Origin of the sequence: Pelagibius sp., assembly GCF_028281305.1 — a bacterium.
GTDB lineage: Bacteria > Pseudomonadota > Alphaproteobacteria > Kiloniellales > Kiloniellaceae > Pelagibius.
The window spans coordinates 63,702-79,340 of record NZ_JANQKD010000012.1; the positions used below are offsets into that span (position 1 = coordinate 63,702).

The 15,639-nt window shown below is 67.4% G+C and carries 14 protein-coding genes; 4 read left to right on the forward strand and 10 right to left on the reverse strand.

Features of this window, described 5'->3' with window-relative positions; genetic code table 11:
• Positions 1–121 precede the first annotated feature (121 nt).
• Both Q0982_RS02490 and Q0982_RS02495 read right to left on the reverse strand, forming a co-directional pair.
• Positions 122–256 (reverse strand): hypothetical protein, encoded by a 135-nt coding sequence (locus Q0982_RS02490; RefSeq protein WP_299391414.1) that lies wholly within the window; start codon positions 254–256, stop codon positions 122–124.
• Between the two features lie 43 nt (positions 257–299).
• The gene (locus Q0982_RS02495) at positions 300–1,184 is read right to left on the reverse strand and encodes a LysR substrate-binding domain-containing protein (protein ID WP_299391416.1); all 885 of its coding nucleotides are present in this window, start codon (positions 1,182–1,184) and stop codon (positions 300–302) included.
• An 80-nt stretch (positions 1,185–1,264) separates the two neighbouring features.
• On the opposite strand from Q0982_RS02495, the gene Q0982_RS02500 reads away from it, so the two are divergent.
• On the forward strand, positions 1,265–2,476 hold the full coding sequence (locus Q0982_RS02500) for a hypothetical protein (protein ID WP_299391418.1): 1,212 nt from the start codon (positions 1,265–1,267) through the stop codon (positions 2,474–2,476).
• A gap of 100 nt (positions 2,477–2,576) precedes the next feature.
• On the opposite strand, the gene Q0982_RS02505 is transcribed toward Q0982_RS02500, so the two are convergent.
• The 8 genes from Q0982_RS02505 to uraH all read right to left on the reverse strand — a co-directional run bounded on the left by Q0982_RS02505 (position 2,577) and on the right by uraH (position 12,596).
• Positions 2,577–3,347 (reverse strand): hypothetical protein, encoded by a 771-nt coding sequence (locus Q0982_RS02505; RefSeq protein ID WP_299391419.1) that lies wholly within the window; start codon positions 3,345–3,347, stop codon positions 2,577–2,579.
• Positions 3,348–3,564: 217 nt separating this feature from the next.
• The gene (locus Q0982_RS02510) at positions 3,565–4,644 is read right to left on the reverse strand and encodes a BMP family ABC transporter substrate-binding protein (RefSeq protein ID WP_299391421.1); all 1,080 of its coding nucleotides are present in this window, start codon (positions 4,642–4,644) and stop codon (positions 3,565–3,567) included.
• Between the two features lie 60 nt (positions 4,645–4,704).
• Positions 4,705–5,634 carry an ABC transporter permease gene (locus tag Q0982_RS02515; protein WP_299391423.1) on the reverse strand — a complete coding sequence of 310 codons (930 nt, stop codon included), beginning with the start codon at positions 5,632–5,634 and terminating at the stop codon, positions 4,705–4,707.
• A 6-nt stretch (positions 5,635–5,640) separates the two neighbouring features.
• Complete coding sequence (locus tag Q0982_RS02520) at positions 5,641–6,798, reverse strand: ABC transporter permease (protein WP_299391425.1); 1,158 nt, start codon at positions 6,796–6,798, stop codon at positions 5,641–5,643.
• Complete coding sequence (locus Q0982_RS02525) at positions 6,788–8,374, reverse strand: ABC transporter ATP-binding protein (RefSeq protein WP_299391426.1); 1,587 nt, start codon at positions 8,372–8,374, stop codon at positions 6,788–6,790. Before Q0982_RS02525 ends, Q0982_RS02520 begins: the two co-directional genes overlap by 11 nt.
• Positions 8,371–10,707: a xanthine dehydrogenase molybdopterin binding subunit gene (xdhB, locus tag Q0982_RS02530; protein WP_299391428.1), complete on the reverse strand. Its 2,337-nt coding sequence runs from the start codon at positions 10,705–10,707 to the stop codon at positions 8,371–8,373. The genes Q0982_RS02525 and xdhB overlap by 4 nt, the downstream gene beginning before the upstream one ends.
• The gene (xdhA, locus tag Q0982_RS02535; RefSeq protein WP_299391430.1) at positions 10,700–12,190 is read right to left on the reverse strand and encodes a xanthine dehydrogenase small subunit; all 1,491 of its coding nucleotides are present in this window, start codon (positions 12,188–12,190) and stop codon (positions 10,700–10,702) included. The genes xdhB and xdhA overlap by 8 nt, the downstream gene beginning before the upstream one ends.
• Before the next feature lie 4 nt (positions 12,191–12,194).
• Positions 12,195–12,596: a hydroxyisourate hydrolase gene (gene uraH / locus Q0982_RS02540; protein ID WP_322096935.1), complete on the reverse strand. Its 402-nt coding sequence runs from the start codon at positions 12,594–12,596 to the stop codon at positions 12,195–12,197.
• A gap of 339 nt (positions 12,597–12,935) precedes the next feature.
• On the opposite strand from uraH, the gene puuE reads away from it, so the two are divergent.
• Genes puuE through Q0982_RS02555 form a run of 3 tightly spaced genes read left to right on the forward strand, consistent with a single transcriptional unit; the run spans position 12,936 to position 15,606 of the window.
• Entirely contained in the window at positions 12,936–13,844 is a 909-nt protein-coding gene (gene puuE, locus Q0982_RS02545) for an allantoinase PuuE (RefSeq protein ID WP_299391431.1), read from the forward strand.
• Positions 13,841–14,347: a 2-oxo-4-hydroxy-4-carboxy-5-ureidoimidazoline decarboxylase gene (uraD, locus tag Q0982_RS02550; protein ID WP_299391433.1), complete on the forward strand. Its 507-nt coding sequence runs from the start codon at positions 13,841–13,843 to the stop codon at positions 14,345–14,347. The genes puuE and uraD overlap by 4 nt, the downstream gene beginning before the upstream one ends.
• Complete coding sequence (locus Q0982_RS02555) at positions 14,344–15,606, forward strand: allantoate amidohydrolase (RefSeq protein ID WP_299391435.1); 1,263 nt, start codon at positions 14,344–14,346, stop codon at positions 15,604–15,606. Before uraD ends, Q0982_RS02555 begins: the two co-directional genes overlap by 4 nt.
• Positions 15,607–15,639: the final 33 nt, after the last annotated feature.

Here is a 15,639-nt window from a genome sequence, read left to right on the forward strand (position 1 = left end):
ACACTATCAGGATTACTGCCAAGAGTGGACAAACCGTAAGACCATTGTCCAGATTCATCTGGACGCAAAAAACGGCGGGAAAACTCCCCGCCGCTTTCATTTCGTCCCTGCCGCTTGCGGCTCAGACCGTTACGCCCTCGACGGACCAGTCCATGGCGGGCAGGGTCTCGTCGGTCATGGTTACGCCGGCGGCGATGCGTTCCTTGCCGTCCTGGTCCTTGATCGGGCCGGTGAAAGATCGCTTTCGCGATTCCATCAAAACCCGATCTGCTCTGGGACCGGACCTGCTCTAAGCAACATCAGCCGTCCCTCCCAAACGCGTGCAGCAACCACGCCTGCACGGCCGATGTCGCCTTGGTCGGCGGGCTGCTGTCGGGACGCACAAACCAATAGGCATGGCTGGCTGCGAGCGACGTCTCGAAGGGCGTGACCAGACGGCCAGCGGCGATATCGTCGGCCACGAGGAGGGAGCGGCCCAGCGCCACGCCTTGATGGTCCAGCACGGCTTGCAGGATGGCGCCGTCATCGCCCAGTCGCGGTCCCGGCTGCGGGTCCTGCGCGCAGCCCGCCGCGGCAAACCAGGCGTCCCAGTTTTCCGGAATGTCGCCGTAGAGCAGGACCGCGCGGCCAAGGTCGTCCGGCGCGGACAGGCCGAGCTTGCGCGCATAGTCAGGGGTGCAGACGGGCCGCACCGTCTCATCCGCGAGCTTGGTCGCCGCCAAATCGGGGGAGGGCGCCGGGCTGTAGCGGATCGCGGCATCAATGCCCTCCGCGGCAAAGTCCACCAGGTGGCGCGAGGCCGTGATCCGCAGGTCGATCCCGGGGTGCGCCGCCATAAAGCGCCCGAGGCGCGGCGCGAACCAGCGGGTCGCAACGGAGGGCAGCATCGAGAGGATCACCACCTGATCCGAGCGCGTGGCCTCGGCAACCGCTGCCCATGTCCGGGCGAAGGCATCGGCAAGCTGGTCGGCCAGCCGCTGTCCGGCTGATGTCACCGTCAAGCGGGCGCCGTTCCGGGTGAAGAGCGCGACACCCAGGACCGCTTCGAGATCCGCAACCTGCCGGGACACCCCGCTTTGGGTGATCCCAAGCTCTGTCCCGGCGGCGGTGAAACTGCCGCAACGGGCCGCAGCCTCGAAGACCTGGAGCGATCGGAGCGGGATTTTAGCATGAGTCTGGCGCATGGTAATGCCGGGTTTTCTCATTTCTACGAGCAACTATCGCAGCTTATCATGAGCCATATTCATCTTACAGGCCTTCCGACATGGCAGAGACCACGACCTCCACCGCTCATCCCGCCGCCCGTTCGCAATGGCTTCCGGACCTTCCCCTGGTCGTCTGGATGGTGCTGCTGACGCTTCTGCTCGGCCTTGCCAGCGGTCTCGGTGCGGCGGAGATGATCTCCACCTTCAACACCGGGTTTGGCTGGGCCTTGGGCGAGTTCGCCCTGATCCTGCTGCCATCCTTCACGATGGCGGCGGCCCTGTCCTGCCGGAACGTGGCGTCGGAGGCGGCCGGGCGCAGCGCCGCCCTGGCATCGCCTGTTGCGGGTGCCGCCATGATCTGCCCCGACACGGCCTATGCCGCGCTCGCCCCGGCGGCCGGGCGCTACAAGCTCGATCTGGCGTTCGGGGCCTATGCCGGGTTCAAACTGCTCTATCCCGCAGGGCCATTGATTGTGGCAGTGGGCCTGGGCGCGGCCAGCACGGCTGGTGCACAGCCCGCCATGCTGCTCCTGTTCGGTGTCCTGCTGACGCTGCCGGTCTGGGCCGCCGGGGCGATCTGGGGACGCTTCGCCGTCGGCAGGACCGCGGATGGGACCGAAGAAGAGACGGATCACCACGAAGGACGGCTGTGGATCGCCGCCGCGCCCTTTGCTGTCCTGACCGCCCTGCTCGTTTTGGGCGGCCTGGTCGGACAGAGCGGTATCGGCGCTCTTGATTTCCTGTTCACACCGAAAGGGGCATTGATCGCCGCGGCGGTCCTTGCTCTGTTGCAAACGCCCGCTGCCGAGCGCCGCGCCTGCCTCGACAGCGCCGTGCGGCGCACCGGCTCGCTCTTGCTGGTGATCGGCGCGGCCAGCGCCTTCGGGGCCGTGGTGACGGGGCTGGTGCCGCTGAACCAACTGGCGCCGACAGGAAGCGGGCTGCTGACGCTGGTGGCGCTTTTCGGCCTGACGGTGATCTTCAAACTGGCGCAGGGGTCCTCGATGGCGACCTTCGCCGCCGTCGCCCCGGTGGCCGCCCCTGTCGTGGCGGCAAGCGGGGCCGATCCCATCGCCGCCGTCTTTGCGATCTGCCTCGGCTCCTTCATCGCGATTCTGCCGAATGACAGTTACTACTGGCTGGTGCGCCGCGATGCCTTCGAACACGAGGCAAGCGAGGCGCGGGTGATCCGCATTCTGGCCGGCGGTGCGGTCATGCAGGCGCTGGTCGGCATGGCCCTGTTGCTGACAGTGGTCGGTCTGTGGCCGTGACCCCCTTTCGCACGCCAATCGACAGGGACGCAAAGGCCATCACCGCAATCGACACAGCCGGCCTTGCAACCGGACATGCAGCGGAGCCGGGGTGCGTCGGCTAAAGGCGCAGAGCGTCCCGCAACATAACGACATCCTCGTCCAGCTCACGCACAAGATCCCAACAACTTCGCTGGCTGCCTTCCGGAAAGCGTAGATCGATGCAGATACGCTCGCGCTCCGGCACGTCGAGGAAGATGTGAAGCTCTTCAACAGTGCACTCGGCCCGACGGGGCGGATCACGATGTTGGTCATAGCGGAAGTCCGCCTCCAGCTGGACATCCCGACCCTCGACCCTATGGAGTACTTCGGCATCTTCAGGGAGCAGCGGCGCCGCTTTGCCGGGGCCGGCACAGAGCGCAAACCAGAAGGGCGGGCCGGTTCGTTTGACGATATTCAACAAGGTAAACTGGTGGGACGCACGCGCCTCCAGCACGACTGACCGGTCCCGATCAGACCTCTCAGCCGCCACTTCATAAGGTTCGATGTAATCAAACTCCGTCCGGAAGCCGACGATATCCGCCAAGGCGTAGCCAATGCCGATCTGGGCGATGCTTACGGCAATCCCGAAAAGGATGAGGACCATCCCTTGCCCGAGCTTGGCTGCAAAGCCGCCTGAACGCCCCTTGGCGGCGGCATGCCTTGAAGACAGTGAGTAGTAGAGCGCAACGAGTGAGATAAGAAAAACGCCAAGAACCGCGGTCGCCGTAGAGAGATCGAAGATCATCGGTTCTGGACCAAGGGCGCGCGCCATCCAAGCCGCACCCAGGGCAATGGCCACCGCGGCGGCCGTCCAGAAATACACCTTTCGCGAATACTGCGGAATGGCCACAGTTCGTTGACTCCGAAGCACCTTGAGCAGATCCGGGTTTGATGGAATCGCGAAGGCGATCCATCCAACACGGTGAATCTGCTCTAATTCTTAAGTGTAGAGCGGATTCACATGCTCAGACGCAAACACGAAAGTGTTTCCGTCTGAACATGATCCGCTCTAAGCAAACAGCGGGGAAAAATCCCCGCTGTTTTCGTACCCTTACCGCCGATAGGCGTTACGCCGTCACGCCCTCGACGTACCAGTCCATGGTGAGCAGGGCCTCGTCGGTCATGGTCACGCCGGCGGGGACGCGCTCCTTGCCGGTCTGGTCGTTGATGGGGCCGGTGAAGGCGTGGTGGCTGCCGTCGAGGATGCCCTTGCGCACGGTCTCCGCCGCTTCCACCACCTCGGCCGGCAGGCGCTCGTTGTAGGGGGACATCTCCACCATGCCCTCCTTCATGCCCTGCCAGACGTTGGTGGTCTGCCAGGTGCCGTCCAGCACCGCGGCGGTGCGCGCGATGTAGTAGGGCGCCCAGACGTCGAGGATGGCCGTCGCATGATGCTCCGGCGCGAAGGACGACATGTCGGAGGCCTGGCCGAAGCACCAGACGCCGCGGGCGCCGGCGGTCTGGATCGGCGCTGCGCTGTCGGTGTGCTGGGTGATGACGTCGCAGCCCTGGTCGATCAGCACCTTGGCGGCATCGGCCTCCTTGCCCGGATCGAACCAGGAGTTCACCCAGACCACGGAGATCTCCGCATCCGGCCTCACCTTGCGGGCGGCGAGGATGAAGGCGTTGGTGCCCATCACCACCTCCGGAATGGGGAAGGAGGCGATGTAGCCGAACTTGCCGGTCTCGGTCAGGTGCCCGGCGATGGTGCCGATGACCGCGCGCCCTTCGTAGAAGCGCGCGTTGTAGGCGGAGACATTCGGCGCGGTCTTGAAGCCCGTCGCATGCTCGAACTTCACGTCCGGGAACTGCTTGGCGACCTTGATGGTCGGGTTCATGTAGCCGAAGGACGTGGTGAAGATCAGCTTGTTGCCGGCGGCGGCGAGCTGGCGGATGACGCGCTCGCTGTCCGCCTCCGGCACGCTTTCGACATAGGTGGTCTCCACCTTGTCGCCGAACTCCTTCTCCACGGCCTTGCGGCCGACGTCGTGGCCGTGGGTCCAGCCGAAGTCGCCGATGGGCCCGACGTAGACGAAGCCAACCTTCAGCGGATCGGCGGCGAAGGCGGCACGGCTTCCCAGGCCGAGCGCACCCGCCGCAGCGGTACTGCCCGCCAGGAAATGGCGGCGTGACAGGGTCTTGAACATTCTTCTGAGCCTCCTAGTGATGGGGTTCTTTCCCGGTGTCCCCTAGTGCAAATCCTTGCTCTATGTTGATGGCCTAAAAGGCTTGCCGAGGCAAGCCGGAGCATCGAGACGGCCCTTCCAAGGGCCGGCGGCGATGATCGTCAGTACAAGAATGGTCGCGAGATAAGGCAGCATGGACATCACCTGGGCCGGAATGTCGAAGCCGCCCGCGCCCTGCATGTAGAGCTGCAGGATGGTGACGCCGCCGAAAAGGTAGGCACCGGCCAAGAGGCGCCAGGGCCGCCAGGAAGCGAAGACCACCAGGGCCAGCGCGATCCAGCCGCGCCCGGCCGTCATCCCTTCGTTCCACAGCGGCGTGTAGACGAGGGAGAGGAAGGCGCCGCCAAGGCCCGCCATGGCGCCGCCGAAGAGGACGGCGCGGTAACGCACGGCGATGACATCGTATCCGATGGAGTGTGCCGAGATGTCGGACTCGCCCACCGCGCGCAGGATCATGCCGGCCCGCGACTTCTTCAGGAACCAGGCGACCGCGGCGACGGCGAAGATCGAGAGGTAGATCAGGGCGTCGTGGCCGAAGAGCAGCGGTCCGATCAGCGGCAGGTCGCTGACGCCGGGCAGCATCAGCTTGGGCAGCGGCTCCACCGGGATGCCGATGAAGCCGACGCCGAGCAGCGCGGAAAGGCCGAGCCCGAAGATGGTGAGGGCCAAGCCCGTGGCCACCTGGTTGGCGGCCAGGGTGAGGGTCAGCACGCCGAAGATGAAGGCCATGGCCATGCCCGCCGCGGCGCCGGCCAGCACGCCCAGGGTGCCGGAGCCGGTGGTGACGGCGACGCCGAAGGCGGCGACGGCGCCCAGGATCATCATGCCCTCGACACCGAGGTTAAGGACGCCGGATTTTTCGACCACCAGTTCGCCCAGGGCCGCGAAGAGCAACGGCGTCGCCGAGCCGATGACGGTAAGGAGCACGAGGGCGACGGCATCGATGGGCATGGGCGTCTACTCCGCCGGTTGCGCCTGGGGCGCGTGCCGCAGGGCTGCGGGATTGCGGCGGACGCGGTAGCGCACCAGGAAGTCGGAGGCGAGAAGGAAGAACAGCAGCAGGCCCTGGAAGACGCCGGTCACCGCCTGGGGCAGGCCGACCTGCACCTGGGCGTTCTCGCCGCCGATGTAGGAGAGCGCCATCACCAGCCCGGAAAGGATGATCCCCAGGGGGTGCAGGCGCCCGAGAAAGGCGACGATGATGGCGGTGAAGCCGTAGCCGGGGGAGATCACCGGCACGAGCTGGCCGATGGGCCCGGCCACCTCGAAAGTGCCGGCGAGCCCGGCGAGGCCGCCGCTCAGCAGCAGGCAGAACCACACGATGCGCCTGCCGCTGAAGCCGGCATAGCGCGCCGCCGCCGGCGCCTGGCCCAGCACGCGCACCTGGAAGCCGACGATGGTGAAGGTCATCAGCACCCAGACCGCCACCGCAATCATCAAGGCCACTACGCCGCCCAGGTGCAGGCGCGTGCCCTCCAGCAGGATCGGCAGCAGGGCGGCATCGCCGAACATGCGCGACTGCGGGAAGTTGAAGCCCATGGGGTCCTTCAGCGGCCCGTAGACCAGGGTCGACAGAAACAGCGTCGCCACGTAGGTCAGCATCAGGCTGGTGAGGATCTCGTTGACGTTGAAGCGGGTGCGCAGGAAGGCCGGGATCGCCGCATAGGCCGCGCCGCCGCCGACCGCGCAGAGGCACATCAGCGGCAGGGTCCACCAGGTCTCCTCGTTCCAGAAGGCCAGCGCGATCACGCCGCCGGTGATGGCGCCCAGAGTGAGCTGCCCCTCGGCACCGATGTTCCAGACGTTGGCGCGGAAGCCGACGGCGAGGCCGACGCCGATCATGATCAGCGGCCCCGCCTTCACCAGCAGTTCGCTGAGACCGTAGAGCGTCAGCAGCGGCGAAACGAAGAAGTGATAGAGCGCCAGGAAGGGGTTGTAGCCCATGGAGAGGAAGATGAAGAAGCCGGCCACCACCGTCAGCACCACCGCCAGCAGCGGCGTGGCGTAGAGCAGGCCCTGCGGGATCTCCCGCCGCGGCTCGATCTTCCAGGACGCCGGGTTGAACACGCTGTAGACGACCAGCCGGTTGCCGGCTGCTCCCGGGTTATGCGACATGAGCGGCCTCCGGATGCACCACGGCGGCATCGGTGCTGACGCCGTGGACGCCGCCCATGAGGAGGCCGATCTCCTCCACCGAGGCCTCGCGGGTCAGCATGGCGCTGGAGAGGACGCCGACGTTGATGACGGCGAGACGGTCGGTGATGGCGAGCAGTTCGTCGAGATCCTGGGAGACCACGACCACCGCCACGCCTTCCGCCGCCAGGTCGGCCAGCGCCTGGTGGATGGCCGCGGCGGCGCCGGCGTCGACGCCCCAGGTCGGCTGGGAGACCACCAGCACCTTGGGCTTCTGCAGGATCTCCCGCCCGACGATGAACTTTTGCAGGTTGCCGCCGGACAGGCTGCCGGCGGAGGCGGTGACGCCGGGCGTGCGCACGTCGAAGGCGGTGACGATCTGCTGCGCGAAGCGGGCCGCCGCCGCGGCGCGGATGAAGAGCGAGGACAGCAGGCCCATGCGGTGGTGGCCGCTCAGCACCGCGTTCTCCACCAAGGTCATGCCGGGCACGGCGCCGTGGCCGTTGCGTTCCTCCGGCACCGCGCAGAGGCCCAGCTTGCGGCGCGCGCCGGCGTTGCTGCGGCCGGCCGGCGCACCGTCGATGCGCAGCACGGATTCATGATCCGCCAGACGCTCGCCGGAGAGGCCCAGCAGCAGTTCGTTCTGGCCGTTGCCGGCGACGCCGGCGATGCCGAAGATCTCCCCCGCGCGCACGGCAAAGGAGACGTTCTTGAGATCGACGCCGTGGATCTCTTCGGAGGCCAGGGTCAGCCCCTCGACCACCAGCCGCGCCTCGCCCGCCACCCCCTCGGCGCGCCGCTCCACGGTCTTCAGTTCCGTACCGATCATCATCTGGGCCATGGACTTGGCGGTCTCCTGGGCCGGATCGCATTCCGCCACCACCCGGCCGCCGCGCAGGATCGTCGCGCGGTCGCAGAGCTGTTTGATCTCCTCCAGCTTGTGGGAGATGTAGAGGATCGACACGCCCTCGGCGGCCAGCTTGCGCAGCGTCTCGAACAGCCGCTCCACCTCCTGCGGCGTCAGCACGGAGGTCGGTTCATCCATGATCAGCAGCTTGGGGTTCTGCAGCAGGCAGCGCACGATCTCGATGCGCTGGCGCTCGCCGACCGAAAGCGTGTAGACGTCGCGGTCCGGGTCCAGCGGCAGGCCGTAAGCCTCGGAGACGTCGCGCACCCGCTCCGACAGCAACGCCATGTCGCCGGGCTTGTCCATGCCGAGCGCGATGTTTTCCAGCACCGTCATCGCCTCGAAGAGGGAGAAGTGCTGGAACACCATGCCGATACCCAGCGCGCGGGCGGCGTGCGGGTCGGCGATCTGCATCACCGCACCGTTCCAGGCGAGCGTGCCCTCGTCGGGGTGGAGGACGCCGTAGATCATCTTCACCAGGGTCGACTTGCCGGCACCGTTCTCCCCCAGCAGCGCGTGCACCTCCCCGGGCGCGACGGCGAAGTCGACGTGGTCGTTGGCGAGCACGCCGGGGAAGCGCTTGGTGACGCCCTTCACTTCGAGGCGGGGCACCGGCCGCGCCGCGCTGCTGTCGCTTCCCGGTGCCGTCATGATGCCGCCTCCGCTGAGGCCATGACCTCTTTGCGCAGACGCTCGACGGTCATCAGCACCCGCTCGGGCGTTGCCGGAGCATCGAGCCGCGGACAGAGACGATAGTCGCCGACAGCGGCAATGGCGTCGGAGAGCGCATGGAGCACGGAGATCGCCAGCATCAGCGGCGGCTCGCCGACGGCCTTGGAGCGAAAGATGGTTTCCTCCCGATTGGGACTGTCCTTCAGCAGTTCAACATTGAAGACCGGGGGACGGTCGCCGCAGGCCGGAATCTTGTAGGTCGAGGGCGCATGGGTGCGCAAGCGGCCGGCCTCGTCCCACCACAGTTCCTCGGTGGTGAGCCAGCCCATGCCCTGCACGAAGCCGCCTTCGATCTGGCCGAGATCGATGGCCGGATTCAAGGACTCGCCAACGTCGTGCAGGATGTCGACGCGCTCGACGCGGTACTCGCCGGTGAGCGTATCGACAGCCACCTCGCTGACCGCAGCCCCGTAGGAGAAGTAGTAGAACGGGCGGCCCCTGCCCGCTTCCCGGTCCCAGTGGATCTTCGGTGTCTTATAGAAGCCGGTCGAGGACAGCGAGACCCGGGCCAGATAGGCCGCATTCACAACCTCGGCAAAAGCGATCTTCTGATTGCCGACCCGCAGACAGCCGGGCAGGAATTCGATCTGGTCTTCCGGCACGCCCCAGTTTTCCATGACGAAGTCGACCAGCCGCGCCTTGATGGTGTTGCAGGCGTTGAGCGCGGCCATGCCGTTGATGTCCGAACCGGAGGAGGCCGCCGTGGCCGAGGTGTTGGGCACCTTGCCGGTGGAGGTGGCGGTGATGCGCACCCGGTCGATGTCGACCTGAAAGGCCTCCGCGACGACCTGCGCCACCTTGGTGTAGAGCCCCTGGCCCATCTCGGTGCCGCCGTGGTTCAGATGAATGGAGCCGTCGCGGTAGATGTGCACCAGGGCGCCGGCCTGGTTGTAGGCCGTCAGGGTGAAGGAGATGCCGAACTTCACCGGCGTCAGCGCGATCCCGCGCTTGATCACCGGCGAGGTCTTGTTGAAGTCCCGGAGCGCAGCCCGCCTGCCGTGATAGCCGCTGTCCGCTTCCAGCCTTTCGATGATCTCAGGCGCGATGTTGTCTTCGACCTGCTGGTGATAGGGCGTGATGTCTCGACCGCCGGGGCCGTAGAGGTTCAGCTTGCGGACCTCCAGCGGATCCTTGCCGAGGGCGAAGGCGATCTCCTCGATCACCCGCTCGCCGCCGATCATGCCCTGGGGGCCGCCGAAACCGCGGAAGGCTGTATGGGAACAGGTGTTGGTCTTGAGGGGTTGAGAGGTCAGCCGCACGTCGGGAAAGTAGTAGCAGTTGTCGGCGTGAAAGAGAGTGCGGTCGGTCACCGGGCCGGAGAGGTCCGCCGACCAGCCGCAGCGCGCCGCGTAGGTCATGTCCAGCGCCAGGATGCGCCCCTCCCCGTCGAAGCCGACGTCATAGTCGATCTCGAAGTCGTGACGCTTGCCGGTGACGGCGAAGTCGTCGTCGCGGTCGGGCCGGATCTTGGCCGCGCGTCCGCTCTTCTTGGCGACCAGGGCCGCCACCACGGCGAAGAGGTTGCCTTGGGTTTCCTTGCCGCCGAAGGCGCCGCCCATGCGCCGCACCTCGACGGTGACGGCATTGGCGGGCGCCCCCAGCGCGCCGGCCACCATGGTCTGGATCTCGGTGGGATGCTGCGTGGACGACAGCACCCGGACCTCATCGTCCTCGCCGGGCAGGGCCATGGCGATCTGGCTTTCCAGATAGAAGTGCTCCTGCCCGCCGACGGCCATGCGGCCCTGCAGCCGACGCGGCGCCGTCTTCAGGGCGGCGGCGGCATCGCCCCGGGCGAGGGTCATCGGCTCGGTCACCATCTCCCCGCCGGCGCGGGCCTCCACAAAACTCAGCACCGCCGGCAGCGCATCGTAGTCGATTTCCGCCAGCCGCGCCGCCCGCCGCGCCTGATCGCGCGTGCGTGCCGCCACGGCGAAGATCGGCTGCCCGACATACGCCACCGTTTCTTCAGCCAGGATCGGCTCGTCATGGCGGTGGGTCGGGCTGATGTCGTTGACGCCCGGAACGTCGGAAGCTGTGAGCACCAGGACGACCCCCTCCGCCGCCCGCACCGGCGCCAGATCCAGCTTGCGGATGCGGCCGTGGGCGACCGTGGAGAGGCCGAGCGCGACATGCAGCAACCCCTGCGGTTCCGGCAGGTCGTCGATGTAGGCGGCTGCGCCGGAGACGTGCTTGTGTCCGCTGTCGTGGCGCAGCGGCTGCTGCACGCCGCCTTTGATCGCCGGCTCAGGCATGGGCATAACCCGGGGCCCTGATGGCGCCGGGCCCCACCAGCCGCGTCGCGCTGTCCGGCGCCGTCGTTTCGAGGAAGCAGCGCCGCAGCAGGTTCTTCGCAACGGTCATCCGATAGTCCGCCGAGGCGCGCCAGTCGCTGATCGGGGAGAAGTCGCGCTCCAGCGCGGTCATGGCGCGCTCCAGCGTCGATTCGTCCCAGGCCGCGCCGGTCAGTGCGGCCTCGGCTGCCGGCGCGCGCTTGGGCGTCGCCGCCAGGCCGCCGTAGGCAAGGCGCGCTTCGGCAATCCGCCCGTTCTCGATCGTGAGACGGAAGGCCCCCAGCAGGGCGGAGATGTCCTGGTCGAAGCGCTTGGAGATCTTGTAGGCGCGGAACACTTGGCCCGGCTGCGGCAGGGGCAGGGTCATGCCTGCGACGAACTCGCCCGCCGCGCGGTCCTGCCTGCCGTAGTCGATGAAGAAATCCTCCAAAGGCAACGAACGGCATTCCGTCCCTTTGCGCAGGTGCAGGGTCGCCCCTGCGGCGATCAGCAGCGGCGGTGAATCGCCGATGGGCGAGCCGTTGGCGATGTTGCCGCCGATGGTGCCGGCATTGCGGATCTGCACCGAGCCGAGGCGCCGCATCACCTCGCCCATGTCGGGATAGTGCGCGGCAATCTGGGCCATGGCGTCGCTGTAGGTCACGCCGGCACCGATCTCCAGCGTGTCGCCGGCTTCTTCGATCTCTGCGAGGCCGGCAACGCGGCCGAGGGCAATCACCGTCTGCGGACGGAATAGATCCTTGGTGACCCAGAGCCCCACGTCGGTGGAGCCGGCCACCAGGGTCGCCTCCGGATGCTCCTCGTAGAGTTCCGCCAGAACTTCGACTGTAGCCGGCGCGAAGAACTGCCGTGTGCCGCTTTCGTCCGCGACCGCGAGGGTCTTGTCGTCCTGCAGGGCGGCAAGGGCCTCCAGGGTCGCCGCCTCCTGCGCCGCGAAGCGGTCGTCGCGCGGCGCCCTCTCGTAAGCCTGCTTGGCAGCCTGGGCGATGGGGGCGTAGCCGGTGCAGCGGCAGAGATTGCCGGCGAGCACGTCGTTCACGGTCGCATCGTCGGGCGCCGCTGCGAGATGGCGCGTCATGGCGAAGAGCGACATGACGAACCCCGGCGTGCAGAAGCCGCACTGTGAGCCGTGGCAGTCCACCATGGCCTGCTGCACGGGATGCAGGGTGCCGTTCTCCGCCAGGTGTTCGACGGTGATGAGCTGGCAGCCGTCGAGGGTGCCGACGAACTGGATGCAGGCGTTCACCGCTTCATAGGCAAGACCGCCGTCGCGCGGGCGCGCCAGCACCACGGTGCAGGCGCCGCAATCGCCCTCGTTGCAACCTTCCTTGGTCCCCACCAGGCCCTCGACCTGCCGCAGGTAGTCGAGCACGGTCATGGTGGGATCGACCTGGGTCAGGCGCCGCGGGGCATCGTTCAGCAGGAAGCGGAGTTCGCGGCGCATGGGCTCAACTGCCCCGGTAGGTCGAGTAGCCGTAGGGCGAGATCAGCAGCGGGACGTGATAATGCTCCCCCGGCGCGGCGATCCCGAAGCGGATCGGCACGACGTCCAGGAAGGGCTGATCGGGCAAAGCCGTGCCCAGCCCGCGAAAGTAATCCGCGGCCTGGAAGACAAGCTCGTAGATGCCGGCGGCAAAGGCCGCGCCCTCCAGCAGCGGCCCGTTGCAGCGCCCGTCGGCATTGGTCTCGGTGGTCACCAGATGCTCGCGCGTTTCGCCCGAAAGCCGGTAAAGCGCGATGCGAATGCCCGCCGCCGGTCGGCCGTTGGCCGTATCCAGCACATGGGTGGTCAGCCTGCCGGGCTCACTGCCGGGCCCGCTATCAGACACACTGGCGTTGCTGCCAGCCATACTTTCCCCCTCCTGATCAGCCTGTCCCTGTTCCGGCCTTTGGCCGCTGCCCGCGCCCCTGATCGGTCATACCACGGGCGCGATCCACCGGCCTTGCAGCTTTTACCCTTTACGGGCGGACCCTGATTGTTTTAGAGGGGCCCTCGCCTTGTCGCTGGCCTTATGAGACGCTCTATCTTCCAAGGCAGCGACAGAAAACAGAAGATTACTCCCTCCATAAGCAGTTTCAAAAAAAACCTGCAAGTGAGGGCGCAATAATCTGCACTACAATAGTTCGTGCGCGTGCGGAACTGGGCCCTCAAGAGGACGCAGCAAAGGGACGCCGAAAGGGGACAGGGGATGGCGGGCGAATATCCGCGCGATCTGATCGGTTATGGCGCCTCGCCGCCCGACCCGGGCTGGCCCGGCGGTGCAGTGATCGCCGTTCAGTTCGTGATCAACTACGAGGAGGGCGGCGAAAACTCCATCCTCCACGGCGATGCGGCCTCAGAGGCCTTTCTGTCGGAGATCGTCGGTGCCCAGCCCTGGCCCGGCCAGCGCCACATGAACATGGAGTCGATCTACGAATACGGCAGCCGCGCAGGCTTCTGGCGGCTGCACAGGCTGTTCACCCAGGCCGGGATCCCGGTCACCGTCTACGGCGTCGCCACCGCTCTGGAACGCAATCCCGCCGCCGTCCGGGGCATGCAGGCGGCGGACTGGGAGATCGCCTCCCACGGCCTCAAGTGGATCGAGTACAAGGACTTCTCGCAGGACGAAGAACGCGCCCATATGGCCGAGGCGATCCGCATCCACGAGAGCGTCACCGGCGAACGCCCGCTCGGCTGGTACACCGGGCGCACCTCCGTCAACACCCTGGATCTGGTGATGGAGGACGGCGGCTTTCTCTATTCTTCGGATTCCTACGCCGACGACCTGCCCTACTGGGTCGAGGGCCCCAAGGGCCCGCACCTCATCATCCCCTACACCCTGGATGCCAACGACATGCGCTTCGCCACGCCCCAGGGCTTCAACGCGGGCGACCAGTTCTTCACCTACCTGAAAGACTCCTTCGACCTGCTCTATGCGGAGGGCAAGGCGGGGGCGCCCAAGATGCTCTCGGTAGGCCTGCACTGCCGCCTCGCCGGGCGGCCCGGACGGGCGGCGGCGCTGGCCCGTTTCCTCGACTACGTGACGTCGCACGAGGCCGTCTGGACGCCGCGGCGTATCGACATCGCCCGCCACTGGCACGAGAGACACAGGCCGTGACCGGGCCCGCCGACCTGGGCCGGGAGGCCTTCGTCGCCCGCTTCGGCGGCGTCTTCGAGCATTCGCCCTGGATCGCCGAGGCGGCCTACGACGCCGGTATCCCGGCAGACGCCGAAAGCGCCGAGGCGCTGCACGCACTCCTGGTTGCAGCCATGCAGGCGGGCAGCGAGGACCAGAAGCGCGCGCTCATCACCGCGCACCCCGACCTCGCCGGCCGCCTGGCCCGGGCCGGGCGGCTGACCGCCGACTCCGCGAGGGAGCAGGCTTCGGCGGGTCTCGACCTGCTGAGCGACGCCGAGCGGGAGACTTTCACGGCCCTCAACGAGGCCTACAAGGACCGCTTCCGGATGCCCTTCATCATGGCGGTCAAGGGGCGCTCCAAGGACGAGATCCTGGCCGCCTTCCGCGCGCGCCTGGACAACGACGCGGAGGCGGAATTCGCCACCGCCCTGGCGCAGATCGAGCGCATCGCGCTTCTCAGACTGAAGGACATGCTGCCATGACCCTGGCTGCGGAAAAGCCGCTCACGCTCAGCGGCCATGAAATCAAGGCCCTGGTGGATACCTGGGCCCGCTTCAGCGAGGCGCCGGACAAGCTGACCCGGGTGTTCCTCAGCCCGGAGCACAAGGCCTGCGCCACGGCGGTGATCGACGCCATGGAAGCCGCCGGCATGACCGCACGCATCGATGCCATCGGCAATGTCGTGGGCCGCTACGAGGCCGCGCAGCCGGGCGCGAAGACGCTCATCACCGGCTCCCACATCGACACCGTGCGCGATGCCGGCGCCTACGACGGCAACCTGGGCGTCGCTCTGCCCATCGCCTGCATCGCCGATCTGCATGCCCGCGGCAAGCGCCTGCCCTTTGCCGTCGAGGTCATCGCCTTCGGCGACGAGGAGGGCGTGCGCTTCCCCACCACCCTCTCCGGCTCGCGCACCGTGGCCGGCAGCGTCGACCCGGCGATCCTCGCGTTGCAGGACTCCGAGGGCACCACCCTGGAAGAGGCCTTGCGCCACTTCGGCTGCGAGCCGGCGGAGATCGCCGCCGAGGCGCGCGACCCCAAGGACATCTTGGCCTTCGTCGAACTGCACATCGAACAGGGCCCGGTCCTGGAGTCCGAAGGCCTGCCGGTGGGCGTGGTCACCGCGATCAACGGGGCCAGCCGCTTCGCCATCACGCTCGGGGGCATGGCCGGCCACGCCGGCACGGTGCCCATGGGCCTGCGCCAGGATGCCCTGGCCGGGGCGGCGGCGATGATCCTGGCAATCGAGGCCCGCGGGCAGGGCGAGGATGGCCTGGTCGCCACCGTCGGGCGCATCGAGGCGGCGCCCGGCGCCATCAACGTGATCCCCGGCGCCGTCACCTTCACCCTCGACATCCGTGCCCCGGCGGACGAGCAGCGCGACCGCGCCGTCGCTGCGCTGAAGGCCGAGATGACCACCATCGCCGAACGCCGCGGTCTCGATTTTGCCGTCGAGTGTCTCTACACCGAAGCCGCCGTCGCCTGCGACCCGGCGCTCATGGCCGAACTCGACCAGGCCATCCTGCGCCAGGGCATCAGCCCCCTGCGGCTGCCGAGCGGGGCCGGCCACGATGCCATGGCGCTGGCAAGCCTCTGCCCCATCGCCATGATCTTCCTGCGCTGCGGCGGGGGGATCAGCCACAACCCGCTGGAAAGCATCACCGGCGAGGACGCCGAGGTGGGCGCGCGGGTCTTCCTCGACTTCCTCGAACACCTCGACCCCGGGTCCCTCACCCGTTAAATCCGGCGCGCCCATTCAAGACCTCAAACAAGA

Coding starts and splice junctions, on each gene's coding strand:
- Q0982_RS02555 (WP_299391435.1), top strand. CDS start 14,344: ATGACCCTGGCTGCGGAAAAGCCGCTCACGCTCAGCGGCCATGAAATC.
- Q0982_RS02520 (WP_299391425.1), bottom strand. CDS start 6,798: ATGTCGCATAACCCGGGAGCAGCCGGCAACCGGCTGGTCGTCTACAGC.
- Q0982_RS02510 (WP_299391421.1), bottom strand. CDS start 4,644: ATGTTCAAGACCCTGTCACGCCGCCATTTCCTGGCGGGCAGTACCGCT.
- uraH (WP_322096935.1), bottom strand. CDS start 12,596: ATGGCTGGCAGCAACGCCAGTGTGTCTGATAGCGGGCCCGGCAGTGAG.
- Q0982_RS02525 (WP_299391426.1), bottom strand. CDS start 8,374: ATGACGGCACCGGGAAGCGACAGCAGCGCGGCGCGGCCGGTGCCCCGC.
- Q0982_RS02500 (WP_299391418.1), top strand. CDS start 1,265: ATGGCAGAGACCACGACCTCCACCGCTCATCCCGCCGCCCGTTCGCAA.
- xdhB (WP_299391428.1), bottom strand. CDS start 10,707: ATGCCTGAGCCGGCGATCAAAGGCGGCGTGCAGCAGCCGCTGCGCCAC.
- Q0982_RS02495 (WP_299391416.1), bottom strand. CDS start 1,184: ATGCGCCAGACTCATGCTAAAATCCCGCTCCGATCGCTCCAGGTCTTC.
- Q0982_RS02515 (WP_299391423.1), bottom strand. CDS start 5,634: ATGCCCATCGATGCCGTCGCCCTCGTGCTCCTTACCGTCATCGGCTCG.
- puuE (WP_299391431.1), top strand. CDS start 12,936: ATGGCGGGCGAATATCCGCGCGATCTGATCGGTTATGGCGCCTCGCCG.
- xdhA (WP_299391430.1), bottom strand. CDS start 12,190: ATGCGCCGCGAACTCCGCTTCCTGCTGAACGATGCCCCGCGGCGCCTG.
- Q0982_RS02490 (WP_299391414.1), bottom strand. CDS start 256: ATGGAATCGCGAAAGCGATCTTTCACCGGCCCGATCAAGGACCAGGAC.